The organism is Acinetobacter sp. 1424608 (assembly GCF_000588255.1).
GTDB classification, from domain to species: Bacteria; Pseudomonadota; Gammaproteobacteria; order Pseudomonadales; family Moraxellaceae; genus Acinetobacter; species Acinetobacter nosocomialis.
Map to the genome: position 1 here is coordinate 229,159 of NZ_JFXL01000005.1, position 20,360 is coordinate 249,518.

General features: G+C 37.8%; 18 protein-coding genes. 9 read left to right on the plus strand and 9 right to left on the minus strand.

Annotation, left to right across the window (positions count from 1 at the left end; genetic code table 11):
* Positions 1-92 precede the first annotated feature (92 nt).
* The gene (locus J678_RS11770) at positions 93-2,357 is read left to right on the plus strand and encodes a TonB-dependent siderophore receptor (protein WP_017393355.1); all 2,265 of its coding nucleotides are present in this window, start codon (positions 93-95) and stop codon (positions 2,355-2,357) included.
* A gap of 23 nt (positions 2,358-2,380) precedes the next feature.
* On the opposite strand, the gene J678_RS11775 is transcribed toward J678_RS11770, so the two are convergent.
* Positions 2,381-3,388 carry a hypothetical protein gene (locus tag J678_RS11775; protein WP_017393356.1) on the minus strand — a complete coding sequence of 336 codons (1,008 nt, stop codon included), beginning with the start codon at positions 3,386-3,388 and terminating at the stop codon, positions 2,381-2,383.
* A gap of 26 nt (positions 3,389-3,414) precedes the next feature.
* Complete coding sequence (locus tag J678_RS11780; RefSeq protein ID WP_004888237.1) at positions 3,415-4,440, minus strand: alpha/beta fold hydrolase; 1,026 nt, start codon at positions 4,438-4,440, stop codon at positions 3,415-3,417.
* 285 nt (positions 4,441-4,725) lie between these two features.
* Between J678_RS11780 and J678_RS11785 the strand changes: the two genes are divergently transcribed.
* Entirely contained in the window at positions 4,726-5,340 is a 615-nt protein-coding gene (locus J678_RS11785; protein ID WP_001141692.1) for a carbonic anhydrase, read from the plus strand.
* Positions 5,341-5,372: 32 nt separating this feature from the next.
* On the opposite strand, the gene J678_RS11790 is transcribed toward J678_RS11785, so the two are convergent.
* Complete coding sequence (locus tag J678_RS11790) at positions 5,373-5,996, minus strand: arylesterase (protein ID WP_002017670.1); 624 nt, start codon at positions 5,994-5,996, stop codon at positions 5,373-5,375.
* 44 nt (positions 5,997-6,040) lie between these two features.
* On the opposite strand from J678_RS11790, the gene J678_RS11795 reads away from it, so the two are divergent.
* Positions 6,041-6,733: an ABC transporter ATP-binding protein gene (locus tag J678_RS11795; RefSeq protein WP_017393357.1), complete on the plus strand. Its 693-nt coding sequence runs from the start codon at positions 6,041-6,043 to the stop codon at positions 6,731-6,733.
* 3 nt (positions 6,734-6,736) lie between these two features.
* Complete coding sequence (locus J678_RS11800) at positions 6,737-9,196, plus strand: ABC transporter permease (RefSeq protein WP_031955828.1); 2,460 nt, start codon at positions 6,737-6,739, stop codon at positions 9,194-9,196.
* 1 nt (position 9,197) lies between these two features.
* On the opposite strand, the gene J678_RS11805 is transcribed toward J678_RS11800, so the two are convergent.
* Complete coding sequence (locus J678_RS11805; protein WP_004710072.1) at positions 9,198-10,007, minus strand: rhomboid family intramembrane serine protease; 810 nt, start codon at positions 10,005-10,007, stop codon at positions 9,198-9,200.
* 76 nt (positions 10,008-10,083) lie between these two features.
* On the opposite strand from J678_RS11805, the gene mtgA reads away from it, so the two are divergent.
* The 3 genes from mtgA to J678_RS11820 all read left to right on the plus strand — a co-directional run bounded on the left by mtgA (position 10,084) and on the right by J678_RS11820 (position 13,772).
* A complete protein-coding gene (gene mtgA / locus J678_RS11810) occupies positions 10,084-10,761 on the plus strand; it encodes a monofunctional biosynthetic peptidoglycan transglycosylase (protein ID WP_004710069.1) in 678 nt (225 codons plus the stop codon).
* Between the two features lie 104 nt (positions 10,762-10,865).
* Positions 10,866-12,944 (plus strand): polyphosphate kinase 1, encoded by a 2,079-nt coding sequence (ppk1, locus tag J678_RS11815; protein WP_004710068.1) that lies wholly within the window; start codon positions 10,866-10,868, stop codon positions 12,942-12,944.
* A 237-nt stretch (positions 12,945-13,181) separates the two neighbouring features.
* Positions 13,182-13,772, plus strand: a complete 591-nt coding sequence (locus J678_RS11820) for an SPOR domain-containing protein (RefSeq protein WP_032027320.1) — start codon at positions 13,182-13,184, stop codon at positions 13,770-13,772.
* A gap of 29 nt (positions 13,773-13,801) precedes the next feature.
* On the opposite strand, the gene oxyR is transcribed toward J678_RS11820, so the two are convergent.
* The 4 genes from oxyR to rubA all read right to left on the minus strand — a co-directional run bounded on the left by oxyR (position 13,802) and on the right by rubA (position 17,153).
* Positions 13,802-14,710 carry a LysR family transcriptional regulator OxyR gene (gene oxyR / locus J678_RS11825; RefSeq protein WP_002054474.1) on the minus strand — a complete coding sequence of 303 codons (909 nt, stop codon included), beginning with the start codon at positions 14,708-14,710 and terminating at the stop codon, positions 13,802-13,804.
* A 6-nt stretch (positions 14,711-14,716) separates the two neighbouring features.
* Positions 14,717-15,661: an esterase EstB gene (gene estB, locus J678_RS11830; RefSeq protein WP_004710065.1), complete on the minus strand. Its 945-nt coding sequence runs from the start codon at positions 15,659-15,661 to the stop codon at positions 14,717-14,719.
* Between the two features lie 53 nt (positions 15,662-15,714).
* A complete protein-coding gene (gene rubB, locus J678_RS11835) occupies positions 15,715-16,896 on the minus strand; it encodes a rubredoxin reductase RubB (protein WP_002054427.1) in 1,182 nt (393 codons plus the stop codon).
* A 92-nt stretch (positions 16,897-16,988) separates the two neighbouring features.
* Positions 16,989-17,153 carry a rubredoxin RubA gene (gene rubA / locus J678_RS11840; RefSeq protein WP_000760495.1) on the minus strand — a complete coding sequence of 55 codons (165 nt, stop codon included), beginning with the start codon at positions 17,151-17,153 and terminating at the stop codon, positions 16,989-16,991.
* A gap of 441 nt (positions 17,154-17,594) precedes the next feature.
* Between rubA and J678_RS11845 the strand changes: the two genes are divergently transcribed.
* Complete coding sequence (locus tag J678_RS11845) at positions 17,595-18,035, plus strand: SRPBCC family protein (protein ID WP_004888223.1); 441 nt, start codon at positions 17,595-17,597, stop codon at positions 18,033-18,035.
* Between the two features lie 22 nt (positions 18,036-18,057).
* Here the strand turns inward: J678_RS11845 and J678_RS11850 are convergent, their stop codons facing one another.
* Entirely contained in the window at positions 18,058-18,546 is a 489-nt protein-coding gene (locus J678_RS11850; protein WP_004710061.1) for a YqiA/YcfP family alpha/beta fold hydrolase, read from the minus strand.
* Positions 18,547-18,803: 257 nt separating this feature from the next.
* Here J678_RS11850 and lysS point away from each other — a divergent pair, with 257 nt between their 5' ends.
* Positions 18,804-20,333: a lysine--tRNA ligase gene (gene lysS / locus J678_RS11855; protein WP_002054306.1), complete on the plus strand. Its 1,530-nt coding sequence runs from the start codon at positions 18,804-18,806 to the stop codon at positions 20,331-20,333.
* Positions 20,334-20,360: the final 27 nt, after the last annotated feature.

Below are 20,360 nucleotides of genomic sequence, written 5' to 3' on the forward strand. Positions count from 1 at the left end.
TTATCAATATCATTTGTAATTTTATTTATCTTTGTTACAATGCGAAACAGAAAATGAGAGATGTTTAATAAATCAATATATTGGGAATACTTATGTCGAAGCGTATTATCCAGTCAGTGCTTTCTGTTTCAGTACTGGCAAGTATGATGTCTATGGCTTTTGCCGCACAAAATGAGCAAGAACAAGCTGAACAAACATTAGAAAAGCCTGCTGAACCTGTGAAATTGGAAACAATTTTCGTAACAGCGGAAGAGCAAGTGAAGCAATCGCTTGGTGTATCGGTTATTACCAAAGAAGATTTAGAAAAACTACCAGTTCGTAATGATATTTCTGACTATGTACGTCGTATGCCAGGTGTCAACCTGACAGGCAATAGCGCAACAGGGCAGCGTGGTAATAATAGACAAATTGATATTCGTGGAATGGGGCCTGAAAACACACTTATTTTAGTGGACGGTAAACCAATTAACTCTCGTAACTCAGTCCGTTATGGCTGGAAAGGAGAGCGTGATACACGAGGCGACTCAAACTGGGTACCAGCAGAAGCAATCGAGTCGATCGAAGTTTTACGTGGACCAGCAGCAGCTCGTTATGGCTCAGGTGCTGCTGGTGGTGTAGTTAACATCATTACTAAAAAAGTAACTAATGAAACTCATGGTTCAGTAGAGTTCTATACTTCACAGCCTGAAGACTCCAAAGAAGGTTCATCAAATCGTGTTGGTTTTAATGTAAGTGGGCCATTAATTAAAGACGTTTTGTCTTATCGTTTATATGGTAATTACAATAAAACGGAAGCTGACGATGTTGATATTAATAAATCTATTGGTAGTACAGCAGCTGGCCGTGAAGGTGTTAAAAATAAAGATATTTCAGGCCGTTTAGCTTGGCAGGCAACAGACCAACAAACTGTCTTGTTCGATGTTTCTTCTAGCAAACAAGGTAATATTTATTCTGGCGACTCTCAGTTAAATGCAAACGCAGAAGCAGATGCGATTCTTTCGCAGCTCATCGGTAAAGAAACCAATACCATGTATCGTGATAGCTATGCGGTAACGCACGAGGGCGATTGGTCTTGGGGTAAGAGTAAACTCGTTGCTCAATATGATAAAACGTATAACAAACGTCTACCTGAAGGTTTAGCGGGGAGTGTAGAAGGAAAAATTAATAACCTTGATGATAAAGCCACCTCACGTTTAGAAACTCTTCGCTTTAACGGTGAGGCTAATATTCCTTTCGAATACTATGTACCCCAAGTATTAACTGTAGGTACGGAATGGGTTGAAGACAGATTTAAAGATAATATCTCGACAAATCAAGGTAAAGACAGCAGTGGTTCAGGTTATGGCGATCAATTGGCGAAAGGTGATCGTAGTAAAATGGAATCACGTATTGCTTCTGCATATATTGAAGATAACCTGAAAGTTACAGACAGCACAGATGTTGTATTAGGCTTACGTTTTGATGACCATAGTAAATCTGGTTCTAACTGGAGCCCAAGCTTAAATATTACCCAAAGACTTAACGATTATTTCACTTTAAAAGGTGGGGTAGCAAAAGCTTATAAAGCACCAAATATGTATCAAAATGCCGAAGGGTATTTATTAAGTACAAATGGTAATGGTTGTCCAGCCAATATTGATTCACGTTGTTTGTTACAAGGTAATGGCGATTTAAAACCTGAAACATCGGTAAACAAAGAGCTCGGTATTCAGTTTCAAAAAGATATCGTGAATGCGAGCTTAACTTGGTTCCGTAATGACTATAAAGATAAAATTGTAGCTGGTACAAATGTTGTCGGAACAGTTGATGGTTCAAGCACCAATGCAAATACAGGAGCTGTGACGAATACGAAGTGGAATATTCTGCGTTGGGAAAATACGCCTAAAGCTCTAATTCAAGGTTTTGAAGGGAGTTTGGGGTTAGACTTTGGTGATATCCGCTGGACTAATAACTTTACTTATATGATGGACTCGAAAGATAAACAAACAGGGAACCCATTATCTTTAGTACCAAACTATACGATTAACTCAATTTTTGATTATGACATTACGGATCAGTTAGATGTAAATTTTGTATTTACTCAATATGGTCGTCAAAAATCACGCCAGTTTGCAGAAAATAGACTTGAATCTGGTATAGGTTCAGGAGGTGCGAATTCTGCGCTTAAGCCAAGTACTGTAAAAAGCTATAGTATTGCTGGAATTAATGTCGGTTATAAATTTTCAGACAATATAAGTACACGAGTTGGTGTGAGTAATTTGTTTGATAAACAAATTTTAAGAGACAGTAATTCTATTAGCCAAACTTATAATGAGCCAGGTCGAGCTTATTACGCTTCTTTAAAATATTCTTTCTAATCAATAAAAGTAACCAAGGCGCTTCAAGCGCCTTTGTTATTTAAAATATCTAAAGCTTTTTCAGAATAATAAAACTTCTCTAAATATACACGGGCACGACGTCTTAAATGTCCTGTTGTAACGAGTTGTTGTAATACGGGGACAAGCAAGTCGGTGAGTTCATGCTTCACCAAACTTTCATCAATATTGAGGTCACGGAGTAGTAAGTCAAAACTACGTTCCTGATTACGGACATACCAAGTATAGATACCATCGTGGACTTGCTGTTTTAGATAATCGGTTTGACGAATGTGGTCCCAGATTTCATGCCCTAGACCTACAGTTTTTGTTAAATCTTGAACTTCTACATAATTTTTTAAAACAGAAAGTGGCATAGTTTTAACTTTGTGCCAAACATTTGCCTGAAAATGATAGAGCTTATCATTGTCAAAATGTTGGTTTAAAACGCGCTCACTCATTTGGCTAAGTTTTAAAATATTCTTTTGCAAATAATGGTTAATGGTATCGTCCAGATTAGAATCGGTCACTGTTTCTAATACTGATTTACCCATTTTCATGAAGCGTCCTACACCTGGCACGCGTTTTGACATTGATTCATCTAAATAATCATGCATTGTTTGTTGAATCAACTGAGTCAAAAGAGCTGAAAAAGCTGGATTATTTACAATTGTTTTAATCAGTTTTTTACGATGCTCTTCTTTACTTGCAACATACTGTGCAATGCGGTCAATCGTTAAAACAGGAATAACATTTTCAACTGTTGCCGTCTCATTTGCAGGATGAATCAGGGCGAAGCGAATATGCTCTGCAATTTGTTCGATCAGAAAATCAGAAGCAGAGGTATCTAAAATCTGCTTTTGAATGAGATGTTGAATCTGTTCAAAAGTCCAAAGGTGTTGTAATTGCCGACTCCCCAACCAATGGTAAAACTGTTCAAACTCTTGTTGAATCACCTGAGCCTGAAGAAATTGCTCATCTAAAAAATCTAGATGAGCTTCAATAAGTTTTTCAATAATTGGTTGGGTAGACATAAGGTCTCACAAGTCCGAAGTTTTATTTAAGGTGTTGCCGTTTTTACTGACTGATTCGATTCTACTTTAAGTAAAAATGGTACGTATTGTTGAATAACCAGTTGTTCAGCTTCCAAAATCGGCATATGACCTACATTTTCTAAAATAACTGGCGGTTGTGCATTTTTTAAAAGTCGTTTGAGTTCACTCGCCACTTCTACATTAATAATCTTATCTTGTTTGCCCCATAAAATAAGTGTAGGCGCATCGATCGTTTTGGTAAGTACAGCAAATGAATCTGGAGTATAGACTTTATTAAGTGCAATCAATTGATCAACTAGTTTTTGTGTTTGAGGTGCCTGATTAATCATCAATTTTTCTTGAGCTTGTAAGAACTCTTTAGGAATAAACGGAGGATTAAACATGGTTTGTTTTAACAAATAGTTAAAGTCACCTTTTTTAGAGACTAACAGTTGTTTTAGATAGGTAGGATCTTTGAGATAAATTGTGTTGGCAGAACGGAAAATACCACCGCTATCAACTAAAAATAGACTTTTAGTTTCAAATGGATATTGTCCCGCATAAAGTAGGGCAATTGAGCCGCCAAGTGAGTGCCCCGCAATATGAATAGGCCCCTTCAAATTTGCAGCTTCAACAAAGCGGCGTAATTTTTCAGCAAGGTTCGGAACCGAATAATCGAAGTCTTGCGTAACGATAGTTTCGCCACTACCTGGTAAGTCCGGAATAATCACGTGGTAATTCGTAGTTAAGTAATGCGCCATGCGATTCCAATTATCGCGGCTGCCACCTAAACCATGAATAAGTAACAAGGTCGGTTTTGTGGTTGAACCACCTTCACTATATGACCAAGTAATATCACCTACTTTTAATTTTTTACTTTGCAGTCCGGCCCAGCTACGTTCTTGCTGTAATATTGTTTGAAAACTGACATCAATATTATCGGCTGCCTGCGTTTGAGAAATACTAGTTACTGACAACAAACTACAAGCTAGAGTCAATGCAGTAGCAGTTTTTTTCATAGAGGCTTTAATTGGAGCGGACAGCCTTATCATACATTTCATCCTTGAAGCTTAAACGAGTTTGAAAAATTATTGAAAAACTTTGCCAATGAGTCATTTGCCAAACGTTTGGAATGAAGAAAATTATAGTCAATCTATAAACTAAAGTATGTCTATTTTTTCACTAAACAGTAGGGAATTGTGCGGTTATCCTTCTTATAAAACTCATTAAAGCTTTAAAAATATTTTCTTAGAAAAGGATTCATTTTTTGTCAGTGACATTCAAATTTTGACACATTAAAATGATTTCTAACCTTGAAAAAACAATGGAAATATAAAATGCCTACTGCGCAAGAAGTTTTAGATCGTTTGAAAGCAGGTAATCAACGATTTGTAAATGGAAATACTTCCCTTGCAAAAACCTTATCGCATCATGAACGCGCTGAAATGGCAAAGGATCAAAATCCGTTTGCAATTGTATTAGGCTGTTCAGATTCTCGTGTACCAGCAGAAATGGTATTTGATCAAGGTCTTGGTGACTTATTCGTAATCCGTGTTGCTGGTAATGTTGTTGCGCCTTCACAAGTTGGTAGTGTTGAGTTTGCGGCAGAACGTTATGATTGTCCGGTTGTAGTTGTATTAGGGCATAGTCATTGCGGTGCGATTCAAGCGACTATTGATACGTTGATGAACCCTGATCATCCGCCTTCATCTAACTTAATGTCGATTGTGAACCGTGTTCGACCATCAGTTGAAATTTTAATGCAAACTGATCTGAAAAATGATTTGAAAAAACTTTCATGTCATGCAGTACGTTCAAACGTTTTTGCTTCGGTCAATCAATTACGTCATGGCTCGGCTGTATTAGAAAACCTGATTGCAAAAGGCGAGTTGATTGTTGTTGGTGCTGAGTATTCATTAGAAACTGGTGAAGTTACTTTTTTTGACTTCTAATCAGTCTATAAAGACTTAAAACTAAAAGGTGCCTATAGGGCACCTTTTATGTATGGATAAGCTAAATTAAGTAATTTTGACTGCGCTTGGGCATTTGGATGAATCAAGTCATTTTGCATTAGTTGTTTTTGTCCAGCGACGCCATCAAGGAAAAACGGTAGCAGTTTCACCTGATATTTTTGGCTTACAGTTTTATAATTGGTTTCAAATGCTTTGCTATAAGCTGTGCCATAATTAGGCGGAATCTTCATACCAAAAAGAATAACCTGCGCCTTTTGTTGTTGGCTTAAATGGACGAGCTGCGACAGATTTTGTTGAATCATTTGTGGTGGTTGACCTCGTAAACCATCATTCCCACCTAATTCAATAACTACGACTTCGGGTTTATACGTTTGTAAAAGCTTAGGTAATCTGGCCAAAGCGCCACTTGTGGTTTCACCACTCATACTTGCATTGACCACTTTATGTTGTTTGGGATACTGTTGGTCTAGACGTTTTTGTAGTAATTGTACCCAACCTTGTTTAGGGTCTATTCCGTAACCGGCACTAATACTATCTCCTAAAATTAAAATAGTTTTGGCCGAGACCAACATAGGCAACATGCTCAATGCGATGAGCAAGAGACTTTTAGAACCAGACAAATAAGATTTATACATTTGTGTTTCGACCCGAATACTAAATATATAGGACTGTCCCCATCATGCCACAACCTATCATTGCTGCCCATCAAGTTACACAAACTATTCAGATTAACCAAAATCAATTTACGATTTTAAAAAATATCGATTTAGATATTTATGAAGGGGAGCAGGTAGCCATTACGGGACGTTCCGGTTCAGGAAAATCGACTTTACTTGGTATCTTAGCGACTTTAGACCAGCCGTCTGAAGGCGAAGTATGGTTATGTGGTCAGCCTGTTCATGAGTTGACGGAGGAACAGCGCGCCCAGATCAGAATGCAGTATGTTGGCTTTGTATTTCAGTCTTTCCAACTTTTACCGCAGTTAAGTGCGCTTGAAAATGTGATGTTGCCGCTTCGGTTACGTAAAGATTTTGATTATAAAATTGCTGAGCAGAAGGCCTTAGACTGGTTGCATCGGGTAGGTTTAAGTCGTCAAGCGGAACAAACGCCTAAAGTCTTATCTGGTGGTGAGCAGCAACGTGTGGCAATTGCACGGGCACTTATTGCAGAACCACAAATTATTTTTGCAGATGAACCTACTGGAAACCTAGATGGTCAAACAGCCCAAGAAATTGAACGGCTACTTTTTGATTTAAATAAAGAGCTCGGTACAACGCTTATTTTGGTCACACATGACCGCAATTTGGCTGGACTTTGCCAACGTCATGTTGAATTAAATGATGGTTATTTAAAGACAGTACAGGGTGGTTAGACTATGCGTAATCTACTTAAGCCACTTTTGTTACAAAGCTTTCGCACTGGAGGGTTATATTTACTCATTATTGCGCTTTCACTTGCGATTAGTGCGACCACGGCTCTTAAGTTTAGTAATGACCAAGTTAAAAATGCGGTTAGCCTACAAGCCTCGCAAATGTTAGCAGCTGATTTGGTTCTGTCGAATAATGAACTTCTAGACACTAAATGGCAAAAAAAGGCGGAACAGATTGGATTAAAGCAGACTCATGTGACTATTTTTAGTTCAATGGCGCATACTCAAGATCAGTTTGTCATGGTCAATGTGAAAGCTATAGAACCTGCGTTCCCATTAAGAGGAAAACTTGAGATTGAGCCTAGTGCACAGAGTATTCAACCTGGTCAAGTGTGGCTAAGTCAAAGAGCAGCTGATTTACTTAAAGTTAAACTTGGCGATACGGTATCTATTGCAGATGCCCAATTTCGCTTTAGCGGCGTAATTATTCGGGATTCAAATCAAGAACTCGGTTTTTCAGGTTTTTCGCCCACAGTTATTATTCATCAAGCCGATATTGCTAAAACCCATGCAATTCAAACAGGAAGTAGAATCGATTATAGACTGTTAATGTCTGGTCAACCTAATCAAGTACAAAACTTTAGCAAGCAATTTAAACAACAACATAAAACTGTAAATGATCAGGAAGAAACCGCAGGTTTACGTTTACGCGATGCCAGTGAGTCAAATAGTAGATTATTACGCCCACTAGAAAACCTTGATACTTTCTTACAACTTGCCAATATTTTAACAATTTTATTGTGTGGTATTGCTATTGCTTTAACAAGCCAACGTTATGTTCAGCAAAACCAAGATCATATTGCTGTAATACGTTGCTTTGGTGCTAGCAAGTTTCAAATTTTATGGGCCTATATTGGGCTACTTTGCGTAGTCAGCGTAATTTCAATTGTGATTGGCAGTCTATTAGGAATAATGATGGGCTATGGTTTACTTGAGCTCATGTTACAACTAATTCCACAACTGGAATTAAGTTTTTCTGTGGTTGGATTTTTACTTGGTCCCTTACCAATTGCCATTTTTACCAGTGTAATTGTGCTACTTGGGTTTATTTTGCCAAGCATTTGGGAGTTGTTAAATACGCCACCTATTCGAGTTATTCGGGAACAGGCAAAATCCCGAAAATCATTATTCTTTATGTTTTTTGCAGGCATCACCAGTCTTGTTATTTTTAGCTTAGTTTTAAGTGAAAACTTAATGCTCAGCATTATAGTTTTGGCTACCATTATCGTTCTTTGTATTTTGCTATACACCGTTGTTTGGGGTGTGCTTCGTAGTTTAAAAAAGATGAAAACTCGTTTGTCTTTTTATATTCGTTCACCATCACAAAGTGCCTTACAAATTACTGCTTTGGCTTTAGGGTTAAGTCTTATTACAGTGTTAAGCGTGCTCAGAACAGATTTACTAGAACGCTGGCAACAGCAGTTACCTGAGGGTACACCAAACCAGTTTGTATACGGGTTGCCTCCATTTGATTTAAAAGCTTTTGAGCAACAATTAAAACAAAATGGTTGGCAAAGCACACCGTTATATCCCAATGTTCGGGGGCGATTACTCGCAAAGAATGATATTCCTTTTTCTGAAGATGCGATCAAGCAAAATAATTCTTTAAGACGTGAATTAAATTTAACTCAGTCAAGTACATTGCCAAATGACAATGTCATTACAAAGGGGCAGGCCACTTTTAATACTGTAGGGCAAGTTTCGGTCGAGGCAAAAACTGCTGAAAGTTTAGGTATCCAGCTTGGCGATAAGCTTACTTTTAGCCTGCCAGACGGTACTTTACAGGCTAAAGTTGTGAATTTTAGAAATGTTGAATGGGAAAGTTTTAGCCCAAATTTCTTTTTTATTTTTTCGCCTAAAACTCTAGATGAAAATGCTGGTAGCTATTTGGGCAGTTTTTATGTGCCTAAACAAGATCAACCTAAAATGATCCATATGATTCAACAATTTTCAAATACGGTTTTTATTGATGTTGACCGTATTTTGGATGAAGTAAAGCGCTTAATGAATGTCTTGGTTAAAATTGTGACTGTGCTTGCAGCTTTAGTTGGCTTCTCTGGAATACTCGTTTTAATTGCTTGTTTAAATCTATTAATGGATGAACGCCGTCGGGAAGTGGCTTTGTTACGTTCATTTGGTTTGTCGAAAAATAAAATGAAGCAAATGCTCAGTTTAGAAATTGGTTTTTTAGGGCTGTTAGCAGGCATTGTTGCCTGCTGTTTTGCCGAGGTAATTAGTGCAATTGCAAGTTATAAAATGAAGATGGCTTTACAGGGGCATATTGAAATATGGTTAATTTTACCGCTTGCCATGATGTTACTTTGTGCTCTTATTGGTCGATATAGACTAGGTTATCTTTGTAATTTACCGCCACTACAAAGTTTAAGAGAGTTGAACCAGATTTAAGTTAGGGCAGTATTTCTGGATTCTGAATTAAAACTTCATGCCAAAGTGGAAGTAATGGTGAGTTAAGCTGATTACAGTAAATATAGAAACCGACAGTCATGAAAAGTCCTCCCACTAACCCTAAGAATTTTAGGAGGCTTTTAAATTGAGTGCGGTAGCTTAAATACCAAATGAGTGCGAGTAAGGCACCCATAATCATACCGCCGACATGTGCAGCATTATTAATACCTGTGGCAACTAGACCAAATATAAGGTTAATGGCCATAATCATTAATAATGCTTTTTTATCAAGTATATAGGCTTGATGTGGCAAGGGTGGAAATAAAGAAAGAACGGTCAACGCTGCACCTAATCCCATCACAGCACCCGATGCACCTGCACTTACGTGAGGAAGTAAGCTTTGATCAAAATGTTGTAGTAATTCATGTCCATTTTGAATATTGATATAACTACTCAAAAGACTACCAAACAAACCTGCAAGTAAATATAGACCAATAAAATATAAGCGACCAAATAAAGCTTCAGCGACATTACCAAAAATATATAGGGCCCACATGTTGAGCATAAGGTGAATAATACCAAAGTGAAAAAACATGCTGGTAAATAAACGTTCTGGCTGTCCAGAGAAAGTAAGTGGTGTAAAATCTGCTCCCCAGCGAAGTGCATCTTTTATAGCTGGGTCACTTATGTCCACCCCAGATACAATTTGCCAGATGAACAAACCTACATTGATCGAGATCAGTAGGGCGGTCAGCCACCAAGCTTGTACATTGAGTTTACGATTAATGTGCGGAGGCTGAGTTTGAGTCATGCTATGCTTTTGTTATATATGAACATGCTTTACAGCTTAACATGAAAAAAGTTGAATACAGGAGATCAAGACGAACATGAAAGCTTTTATTGTTCGCGTGTTGTTAATTTTTATTGGGGCAATTCTCCTTATTCAGCTTTGGATCTTTTCAAGTTTGGTTTGGTGGCGTACACATGAAGTTGATACCACCATGTTTATGCGAATTGATTATTGGTCGGATACATCTCGGCCGATTGTTCATGAATGGCTCGACTATGATGATATTAGCGACAATTTCAAACATGCGATTTTGGCAGGCGAAGATGCAAAATTTATTCATCATCATGGCTTTGACTGGGATGGTATCCGTTTTGCTCTAGAGCGTAATAATGAAGAAGGTGAAGTTGTTGCAGGTGGTTCTACCGTGTCTCAACAACTTGCAAAGAACTTGTTCTTATATAATCAGCGCTCATTTATTCGTAAAGGCCAAGAAACGATAGCAACGTGGATGATGGAGCGCATGTGGTCAAAACGCCGAATTCTTGAGGTGTATATGAACTCGGTTGAATTTGGTAAACATTTATATGGGGTTGAAGCAGCTGCTCAATATTATTATGGTAAAAGTGCTAAAAGCTTAACGCGCGAACAAGCAGCTTTTTTAGCAGCCTTATTGCCTGATCCGAAATATTATCAAGATCACCGCAATGATCGTAAACTACAATATCGAAAACGCGTAATTTTACGTTATATGAATAGCACCCCAATTCCTGAATAACACTGTCTTAAAGATGTGTTATTTTTTTAATTTTTATAAAATTGACATAATTTTGCAGCATACTGTTTTGCAGAGATTTTGGTTGGAAAGAGATAGATTTAGACATGAATACAGCGATTACAGCAACGACCCCAACAGAATATAGTTATAACGACCGTTATATTAATCGTGAGTTGTCTATTCTTGACTTTCATTTGCGTGTATTGGAACAGGCAGTCGACCCTTTACATCCTCTATTAGAGCGAATGAATTTCTTACTGATTTTTTCGCGTAATTTAGATGAGTTTTTTGAAATTCGTGTGGCGGGAGTCATGGAGCAATATGCTCTAGGTAATGAAAGTCGAAGTCCAGATGGCTTAACACCAAGACAAGTCTTACAAAAAATCTCTGAAACTGCTCATGCTGCAATTGAACGTCAATATCGTATTTTAAACGAAGAAATTTTACCTAAACTTCGTGAGGAAGATATTTGCTTCTTGCGTCGTGGGGAGTTAACACCAGCTCAATCGGCGTGGGTGAAAAAGTATTTTCAGGAACAGGTCGCACCTGTGTTGACACCAATTAGCTTAGATCCAGCCCATCCATTTCCACGCTTAGTCAATAAAAGCTTAAACTTTATTGTGACCTTAGAAGGTAAAGATGCGTTTGGCCGTCAAATTGATTTAGCTGTTGTACCAGCGCCGCGTTCATTGCCACGTGTTGTACGATTACCAGACGAACTAACGGGTGGCAAAGAGCATCATGTTATGCTGTCCGCAATTATTCATGAACACGTATCAGACTTGTTCCCTGGCATGACTGCAACTGGATGCTATCAATTCCGCGTAACTCGTAATGCGGACTTGGCGCTTAATGAAGACGTTGAAGATTTAGCTAAAGCTTTAAAAGGTGAATTAAGTTCACGTCGATTTGGTCGTGCAGTTCGTTTGGAAGTAACTCACAACTGTCCACAACATATTTATGAATATTTGCTTGAAGAATTCGACTTAAACGAAGAACAACTATACAAAGTTGATGGCCCTGTAAATCTAGCTCGTCTGGTTTCAAACTTTAAACGTCCTCATTTACGTTACGACTCACACACGCCAGTCGTACCGAAAGTGTTTAAAAAAACCGAGAGTATTTTCTCGGCTATGCAAAAGCAGGATATTTTACTGCATCATCCATTTGAGTCTTTTGCACCTGTTATTCAGTTACTTCGTGAAGCAGCACGTGACCCACAGGTGCTCGCAATTAAACAAACGCTTTACCGCAGTGGAGCGGACTCTGAAATTGTTCAAGTCTTGGCCGAAGCTGCACGTAATGGAAAAGAAGTAACAGCAGTCATTGAATTACGTGCCCGTTTTGATGAGGAATCAAATATTGAAGTGGCAAATGTACTTCAAGAAGCAGGGGCGGTAGTTGTTTACGGTATTGTGGGTTATAAAACACATGCCAAAATGATTATGGTGGTACGCCGTGAAAACAATAAACTGGTACGTTATGTTCATTTAGGAACAGGTAACTACCATGCTATGAATGCCCGTATCTATACCGATTATGGTCTCATGACGACCGATAAAGACTTGTGTGAAGATGTACACCGCATTTTCCAAGAGCTGACTGGTATGGGCAAAATGGCAAAACTGAAAAAGTTACTCCATGCTCCTTTTACTTTGCATGCTCAGCTCATCAATTTCATTGATGAAGAGATTGCCAATGCAAAGGCTGGTCGTAAAGCCCAAATTATTGTGAAAGTAAATGCATTAACTGAAGTTCAACTCATTAATAAATTATACGAAGCTTCTCAAGCTGGCGTGCAGGTAGATCTCATTATTCGTTCGATTTGTTGCTTACGTCCAGGTTTACCAAATTTATCGGAAAATATTCGTGTACGTTCGATTGTAGGACGTTTCCTTGAACATACACGTGTTTATTACTTTAGTAATAATGGTGATGCCCGCATTTATTGTTCAAGTGCTGACTGGATGGACCGTAATTTATTTAATCGTGTTGAAGCATGCTTCCCAATTGAAGATCCTGCGTTGAAAAAACGTATTTATCAGCAAGGTCTTCTTAATTATTTGCAAGATAACCAGCAAGCTTGGTTATTACAAGGGGATGGTACTTGGGTACGTGCGCAGCCTGCTGAGGGTGAAAAATTACATAATGCTCAAAGAGAATTATTAGAAACATTTAAATAAAACTTAATATTAAAAAGCCGACTTCGTGTCGGCTTTTTAATTAATTGAAATTCATAGTAATTTAATATGATTTCTTAAATGGTTGCAGGATATACGATAATAATTTGAAACACCGCAATATGTTTTAAAAATATGTGATTCTTTACATAAAACATTGAATTTTAAAAATATACAAATTACGTGAAATCTACTTTAATACGCGGCATTAAATATACTTAACTTTGGTAAGTGAATAATATGCAAGGCTTTATTAAAAGTTTATTTATTAGAATATTTTTAGGGGTAATGCCAGTGACTGCATATGCAGATCAAAAGTGCTATGGAGATATTATTGTTTTTCATAAATATGATGATCAAATGATATATCCCTACTTTATACAACCCCCTAAGGAAAAAAATAAGAAAAATGAAACACAAACTAAGGTAATAACGGTCCAGAAAAGAAAACCTACTCAAGATGAACTGGTAGCACAAAAGAAAGTTGAAGATACTCAATTAAAAAAAATAGATGAAAAGAAAAATCTTGAGAATAAAAAACAGCTTGATGCAGCGGTCGCTAAAGAAATTTTAGAAAATGGCGAAAAAAAATGGATGGTACAGGTAGCGTTGGCACCTAATCAAAATAAAGCAAATATGATCCAGTCACAATTGCAGGCTAAAGGATATAAGATTGTGACTAGTCCAACCACAAAAGGAATACGGGTTATGGTAGACCCCGCTAATGATTTTGCGATTGCACAAATTATTCGAGAAAAAATAATTTCAGATGAGAGTTTAGATTTAAAATCGGCTTGGGGTTTTAAATGGGCTTCTTTAACAGCACAGTAAAAGAAAAAGGAGTCTGAAGACTCCTTTTTTTATTCATGTAAATTTGTTGTGATCTTCTGCATGATTTGCAGTAGTACGTCAAACTCGCTTTGCAATGGCGTACTTTTACGCGTAACGAGTGCTAGAGTACGACTTGGTGCATCTTCAATTGGTTTTGCAGTAATCTGATCATTAAACTTGATCATACTATTTTCAATTGCGATTTCTGGTAAAAGCGTAAAACCTAAATTAGAAGAAACCATTTCGACTAATGTTGGTAATGAACTTGCTTTTAAACGGTTATCGTTTTTACGTTCACCAATTGGACAAGCACTTAACACATGGTCACGTAAACAGTGGCCTTCTTCAAGCAAAATAAGGCGTGACAAATCTAGGTCATCGAGAGAGTTTGCTTGAAGTGCATTTGTATCTTGCTTACTACAAACAAGATATAAATTTTCTTTTGAAATTTCAGCTACTTTTAGACTTCTTGTGTCAAAAGGTAGGGCAAGGACGATCATGTCCAAATTACCGTGTTCTAAGCGTTCTACAATTTTCTCACTTTGAGCTTCATGTAAATGCAACTGAATCTTCGGTAATTGTTGATGCACTTCATCAAGTAACCGTGTCAGGATAAAAGGTGCAATGGTTGGAATAACACCTAAATGAAGATCACCAGTTAATGGTTCACTCATTTCACGGCTTAAACGCATTAAATCCTGAGCATCTGCTAGCAATACACGGGCTCGAGCAACGACTTGTTCACCTAATGGCGTTAAACGCACATTTTGACGGTCACGCTCAACCAGAACGCCACCTAATAGCCTTTCCAGCTCCATGATACCGCCCGATAAAGTCGATTGAGTAACAAAAGAGCGTCGTGCTGCTTCAGTAAAATGCAAAGTTTCCGACAACGTAACTAAATATGATAGCTGTCTTAGTGAGGGTAATGCAGCCATAGTGTCCTAGTATGATGATTTAAAATGATGCGCAAATAAACCGCTAAGCTGTGGAATAAAATGGGCAGGGATATCATGCCCCATTCCATCAATTAATTCAAACTTAGCACCGGAAATTGCTTTTGCTACAGCCTTACCGTGGCTTGGTGGAAGTAAGCGGTCACGCGAGCCATGTAAGACTATAGTGGGTTGCTTAATTTCACGGTCCAGTTGCAGTAAGGAACCTGTACATAATATTGCTAAAAACTGTTGAAGTACACCAGCAGGATAATAGCTACGTTGATAAAGTTTTCGTGCAGTTTGTACGGCTTCAATATGGTTAATATAACCAGGAGAACCAATCAATTGGAATAATTTTAAGCTGTGGTTAACAATCCCTTCTTCATCACGTGATTCTGGCTTGCCAATTAAGCTTAAAAGTTGTTTAGGAAAAGGTGGTGGTAAAAACGGTTGGTTGTTACTTGTAAACATCAAACCTAATTTTTCTACTTTTTCCGGATATTTTGCAGCAAGTATCTGAGCAATCATGCCGCCCATTGATGCACCGATCACATGCGCTTTACTTACGCCTAAACGGTCGAGAAGCATCGATACATCATCTGCCATATCATAGAGCGTATAAGGTGCACCTTGATTACTTAACCCTAAAGCAAAGCGTCCCATCAATTTCATGGTATTTAAACGTTTACCCTGATGACGTACTTTCGAAGAAAGGCCAATATCACGGTTATCAAAACGAATAACACGAAAACCTTGATCAATGAGCGATTTACAGAAAAAGTCCGGCCAAAATAGCATTTGGGCACCTAGACCCATAATCAGCAAAATGGTGGGATGTTCTGCTTTTCCTCCTACTTCTACATGCAATTCAATACCATTGCCTAAGTTGACTTTGGTTTCTTGCATAAAAGGAGTGTAGGGTGAAATACTAAATTGTAAGGCGCTATTCATGTTATGCATTCCTTGAAGGGAATACTCTCGAGCGAGCATTCCCAATTTAAACCTTATGCTTGGGCAGGAATAAGATCTGGAACAAGCTTAGTTAACGTTAAACGTTGCTTGCCTGCTGTTGCACCTAACAATACGAAACCACGCAATGTTCCTTCATTGTCAATTGCTTTGGCAAGCATACCATCGTCGAATTCTTCAGTTTCCCAATTTACATCGACATCAACCGGAGCCGGTAAAACTGTAAGCGGTGCAGCCGGAGTTTTTACCGCAACTGGCATAGCGGGGTAATGTACATTTGTCTGTTGACCGCTTAATGTTTTTGCTAGAGCACGCGCTTGTTGCATAATCGGCATTACATAAGGAAGCAGGGTACCGTTCACTTCTGCACAGTCACCAATTGCATAAATATCGGCTTGATTGGTTTCAAGCAAGCTATTGGTAATTACACCACGGCTAGTTTGAATATTTGCGCTTTGAGCAAGAGAAATATTCGGTTGTAAGCCAATGGCTGAAAGCACAATATCAGCGACCAAAGTCTGACCATTTGCCAATGTAACCGCGTAATCTTCACCGTTATTAATTTTATTTACTTTTTCAACGGTTGTGCCTAAAGCAAATTTAACCCCAGCTTCTTCAAGATTTTCTTGGAAAGCTGAAGCAATGTGTGAAGGTAATAAACGGCCTAACGGTTGAGGCGCTAAATCAATTACCGTTACATCATATTCGCTATGAAGTAAGTCATTGGCAAATTCACAACCAATCAAACCAGCACCCAAAATCACAACACGTTTATCTTTGCGCTGAGCTAGATTTTCACGGAAAGAACGATAATCAATAAGAGAGTTCACCACATGAATGTCATCACTGCCATCACCTGCAATTGCAAGACGAATCGGGTTAGCACCAACGGCTAAAATCAGTTTTGAATACGGCTGATTTGAAGTTACCCCATCTTTTTCCAGAACAAGCTCATGACGCTCAGCTAAAATTTCTTTTACCCATGTAAAAGGTTCAATACGCATATTGAGCTGCGCACTCATTTTTGCGGCATCACCTAAAGGAATCTGTTCCGGAGCCTTTTTACCTGCAAAAGCGTTAGATAACGTTGGTTTTGCATAGTTCACTGCATCATCCGCACAAATCATCACAAGTTCTTGCTCTGGGTTAAGCTTACGGAACTCACGTGCTAAGGTATAACCCGCCATGCCTGATCCGATAATGACGATTGGATGCATTTTTTTCTCCAGAATTAGAATTGTTCATTTAATACGGTGATTGGTGATATATAAAAAAGACCATGTAAATCATGGCCTTTTAATTTAAGACATTAGATCTCGATCATTTCAAAGTCAGCTTTTGAAACGCCACAATCAGGGCAAGTCCAATCATCAGGGATATCTTCCCATTTTGTTCCAGCTGCAATGCCGTCTTGTGGCCAACCTTCTGCTTCATCGTAAATCCATCCACAAACGATACATTGATATTTTTTCATGAGACTCTCCGCACTGATAAGTTTGCTCAAAGCTGCCTTTCAGTAAAACTATTCCATCTATTAATAATGTAACTACGATCCGTTCAATAATAACTAATGTAGCTTTGATCGGGTATCAAATTTTTACGCAGTTCTACATTTAAAGTAAAGCACATAAGGGAGTTTAATCATTCGTAAGCAAAGATGAATGGCATATCGAGACAAATAAGTGGTTATTTAGGCAAAACTTCCACTTAAACGCATAATAAATCATATGTTTTTATTCACTTATTAATGTAATAAGGTTTTAAGTGATATGAAGGGTTACAAAAAGAACAAAGCATTTATATAAATAAAGCTCTTAAAAACATAAGCTGATTAATAAATAGACAGATAAATTGATGTTTATATAAAACGAGAAAGTTTATTGAACACTTAGTAACAGAGATAAGGAAGTCGAATATGGAAATTCTAGTATATGAAGTAGAAATTAATGCGCCTATAGAAAAAGTATGGGACATACTCTGGAATAGTGAAACATATAATGCATGGACAAAATTCTTTGCACCGGATTCTTCAATGAAGACGGACTGGAAAGTTGGCGGTAATACATATTTTCTAGACGGAGAAGGAAATGGAATGGTTTCAACCATTGAAGAAATGAAAAAGCCTGAAGTATTAATTTTTAAACATTTAGGAATGATTAAAGAAGGAAAAGAAGACTTAGAAAGTGAAGAGGTGAAAAGCTGGAGTGGTTCGTTAGAAAAATATTTTTTAAGCCAAAATGGGAATACTACAACTTTAAAAGTTGAATTGGCCACCTTACCTGAATATATCGGTATGTTAAAAAGTGGCTTTGTTCAAGGTTTTGAAGTTGTAAAACATATTGCTGAAGGAAGTTAATTTATCTTATTCAGTTAATTGTTTAGGCAAAGTATTTTTTATGAATTTTAGAAATAAGATCATTGAGACGAGAAGGATAAGCAAGACGATGATGGCCTCCGTCATATGTTTCTACTGTCATATAAGGTGAAAGCTTTTCCTGTACTTGATACATATCAAGTTGTTCGTCTCCTAACTCTAAATAAGCCATTTTAGGATTGGAGTGATCAAGATCTTCATCACAAAGATGAGGATAATCGTTACGAAAACTAGGGTTAAGACTTGGGTTGGCAACAACAACAGCTAATTTATGTTGAGCAGCTGTTTTTAAAGCCCAATAGCCACCAAGACTATGGCCGACTAATAAATCTGGTTTAATCGTTTCAATTGCCTGATGATAAAAGTCCTTCACTGAGGCATAACTCAAGTTACGATAGTCAACATCAATACAAAATTTTTCAGGATGCAAGATGGCATGGAATTTTGTTGATTCACGAGAAGAATCCAAGCCATGTAAAAATAGAATTTTCATTATTTGCTACACAATCTCATAGATAAAATAAAAGGCAAAATAGGCCTTTTAAAAATCGAGGTTATTTGGATTTTTTTATATTTTACTTAAAGCTAAAAAAAATGATCTTAGCGATTGGTCTAACTAATTTTCATCATTCAAACTGCCTTTAATTTGATGGCTTTGACTTTTTTCATTTTTGTTTGATTGAAATCATTCGAAAAACCTCAGCAATCTGTTAAGCTATGCCACTTCATTTTTACTTAATCGAGGCAGAGATGACGCAACAAAACGCTCAATCGACTTCTGAACCAACTATTTCCGAAAACGATTTAATTGCACAGCGTCATGCCAAATTAAAGCAAATCCAAGATGTTGCAAAGGATACTGGAAAGAGTCCTTGGCCAAATACATTCAAACGTGAACATTACGCTGCTGATCTACAAGAACAATTTAAAGATCAGTCGAAAGAACAAATTGAAAGCGCTGAACATGTATATGTAAAAGTCGCTGGCCGTGTCATGTTAAACCGTGGTTCTTTTATGGTGATTCAAGATATGACTGGTCGCATTCAGTTATATGTTGACCGTAAAGGTTTACCAAAAGATACGCTTGAAACTATTAAAGGTTTAGACCTAGGCGACATTATTGCTGCTGAAGGTTATATTGGTCGTTCAGGCAAAGGTGACTTGTATGTACACCTTGAAGGTTTTGAACTTCTTACAAAATCACTTCGTCCGTTGCCAGATAAATTTCATGGTTTGAACGATACGGAAGTTAAATACCGTAAACGTTACCTCGACCTAATCGTGAATGAAGAAACTCGTAAGACTTTTGAAATTCGTGCCAAAGTCGTTGCAGGTATTCGCGCATTTTTAACCAATGAACGTTTCATGGAAGTTGAAACGCCAATGATGCATGTGATTCCGGGTGGCGCGTCTGCACGTCCGTTTGAAACGCATCATAATGCTTTAGATATGCCATTATTCTTGCGTATTGCACCTGAGCTTTATTTAAAGCGTTTGGTTGTTGGTGGTTTTGAGCGCGTGTTTGAAATTAACCGTAACTTCCGTAATGAAGGGGTGTCAACACGTCATAATCCTGAATTTACCATGATCGAGTTTTATCAGGCATATGCTGATTATAAAGACTTGATGGCTTTAACTGAAAACATGCTTGAAAAGTTAGCCCTTGATATTTTAGGTACGACTGATGTGCCTTACCAAGGTGAAGTGTTCAGCTTTAAAGGGCCATTCAAGAAAATCTCTATGTTTGATGCGATTTTGGAGAATAACCCGCAGTTCACACCTGAAAATGTAGGTGATCGTGAATTCCTTGCAAAATTTGTTCGTGAGGAGTTAAAAGAAGAAGTTAAACCTGGTTTTGGTTTAGGTAAGCTTCAAACAATCGTATTTGAAGAAACGGTTGAGACTAAACTTCGTCAGCCTACTTTTATTACTGAGTACCCAGCAGAGACTTCTCCACTTGCTCGCCGTAATGATGATAATCCGCACATTACTGATCGTTTTGAGTTCTTTATTGGTGGCCGTGAATTGGCGAACGGCTTTAGCGAGTTAAATGATCCGATTGATCAGGCTGAACGTTTCCAAGCTCAGGTTGCGGAAAAAGATGCAGGTGATGATGAAGCAATGCATTACGATGCAGAGTTTGTTGAAGCGCTTGAATATGGTTTACCTCCAACAGCGGGTGAAGGTATTGGTATTGACCGTTTGGTTATGCTTTTTGCAGATGCGCCAAGTATTCGTGATGTAATTTTATTCCCGCATATGCGTCGTAAAGAAGGTTAATTTAATCTTCAATAAAAAAGGCAGTGT

Excerpts from the sequence above, each read along its gene's own strand:
- J678_RS11795 (WP_017393357.1), top strand. The coding sequence starts at position 6,041 with ATGCCACAACCTATCATTGCTGCCCATCAAGTTACACAAACTATTCAG.
- J678_RS11790 (WP_002017670.1), bottom strand. The coding sequence starts at position 5,996 with ATGTATAAATCTTATTTGTCTGGTTCTAAAAGTCTCTTGCTCATCGCA.
- mtgA (WP_004710069.1), top strand. The coding sequence starts at position 10,084 with ATGAAAGCTTTTATTGTTCGCGTGTTGTTAATTTTTATTGGGGCAATT.
- J678_RS11800 (WP_031955828.1), top strand. The coding sequence starts at position 6,737 with ATGCGTAATCTACTTAAGCCACTTTTGTTACAAAGCTTTCGCACTGGA.
- rubA (WP_000760495.1), bottom strand. The coding sequence starts at position 17,153 with ATGAAAAAATATCAATGTATCGTTTGTGGATGGATTTACGATGAAGCA.
- J678_RS11850 (WP_004710061.1), bottom strand. The coding sequence starts at position 18,546 with ATGAAAATTCTATTTTTACATGGCTTGGATTCTTCTCGTGAATCAACA.
- J678_RS11770 (WP_017393355.1), top strand. The coding sequence starts at position 93 with ATGTCGAAGCGTATTATCCAGTCAGTGCTTTCTGTTTCAGTACTGGCA.
- ppk1 (WP_004710068.1), top strand. The coding sequence starts at position 10,866 with ATGAATACAGCGATTACAGCAACGACCCCAACAGAATATAGTTATAAC.
- J678_RS11780 (WP_004888237.1), bottom strand. The coding sequence starts at position 4,440 with ATGATAAGGCTGTCCGCTCCAATTAAAGCCTCTATGAAAAAAACTGCT.
- J678_RS11820 (WP_032027320.1), top strand. The coding sequence starts at position 13,182 with ATGCAAGGCTTTATTAAAAGTTTATTTATTAGAATATTTTTAGGGGTA.
- estB (WP_004710065.1), bottom strand. The coding sequence starts at position 15,661 with ATGAATAGCGCCTTACAATTTAGTATTTCACCCTACACTCCTTTTATG.
- J678_RS11805 (WP_004710072.1), bottom strand. The coding sequence starts at position 10,007 with ATGACTCAAACTCAGCCTCCGCACATTAATCGTAAACTCAATGTACAA.
- J678_RS11775 (WP_017393356.1), bottom strand. The coding sequence starts at position 3,388 with ATGTCTACCCAACCAATTATTGAAAAACTTATTGAAGCTCATCTAGAT.
- rubB (WP_002054427.1), bottom strand. The coding sequence starts at position 16,896 with ATGCATCCAATCGTCATTATCGGATCAGGCATGGCGGGTTATACCTTA.
- oxyR (WP_002054474.1), bottom strand. The coding sequence starts at position 14,710 with ATGGCTGCATTACCCTCACTAAGACAGCTATCATATTTAGTTACGTTG.
- lysS (WP_002054306.1), top strand. The coding sequence starts at position 18,804 with ATGACGCAACAAAACGCTCAATCGACTTCTGAACCAACTATTTCCGAA.
- J678_RS11785 (WP_001141692.1), top strand. The coding sequence starts at position 4,726 with ATGCCTACTGCGCAAGAAGTTTTAGATCGTTTGAAAGCAGGTAATCAA.
- J678_RS11845 (WP_004888223.1), top strand. The coding sequence starts at position 17,595 with ATGGAAATTCTAGTATATGAAGTAGAAATTAATGCGCCTATAGAAAAA.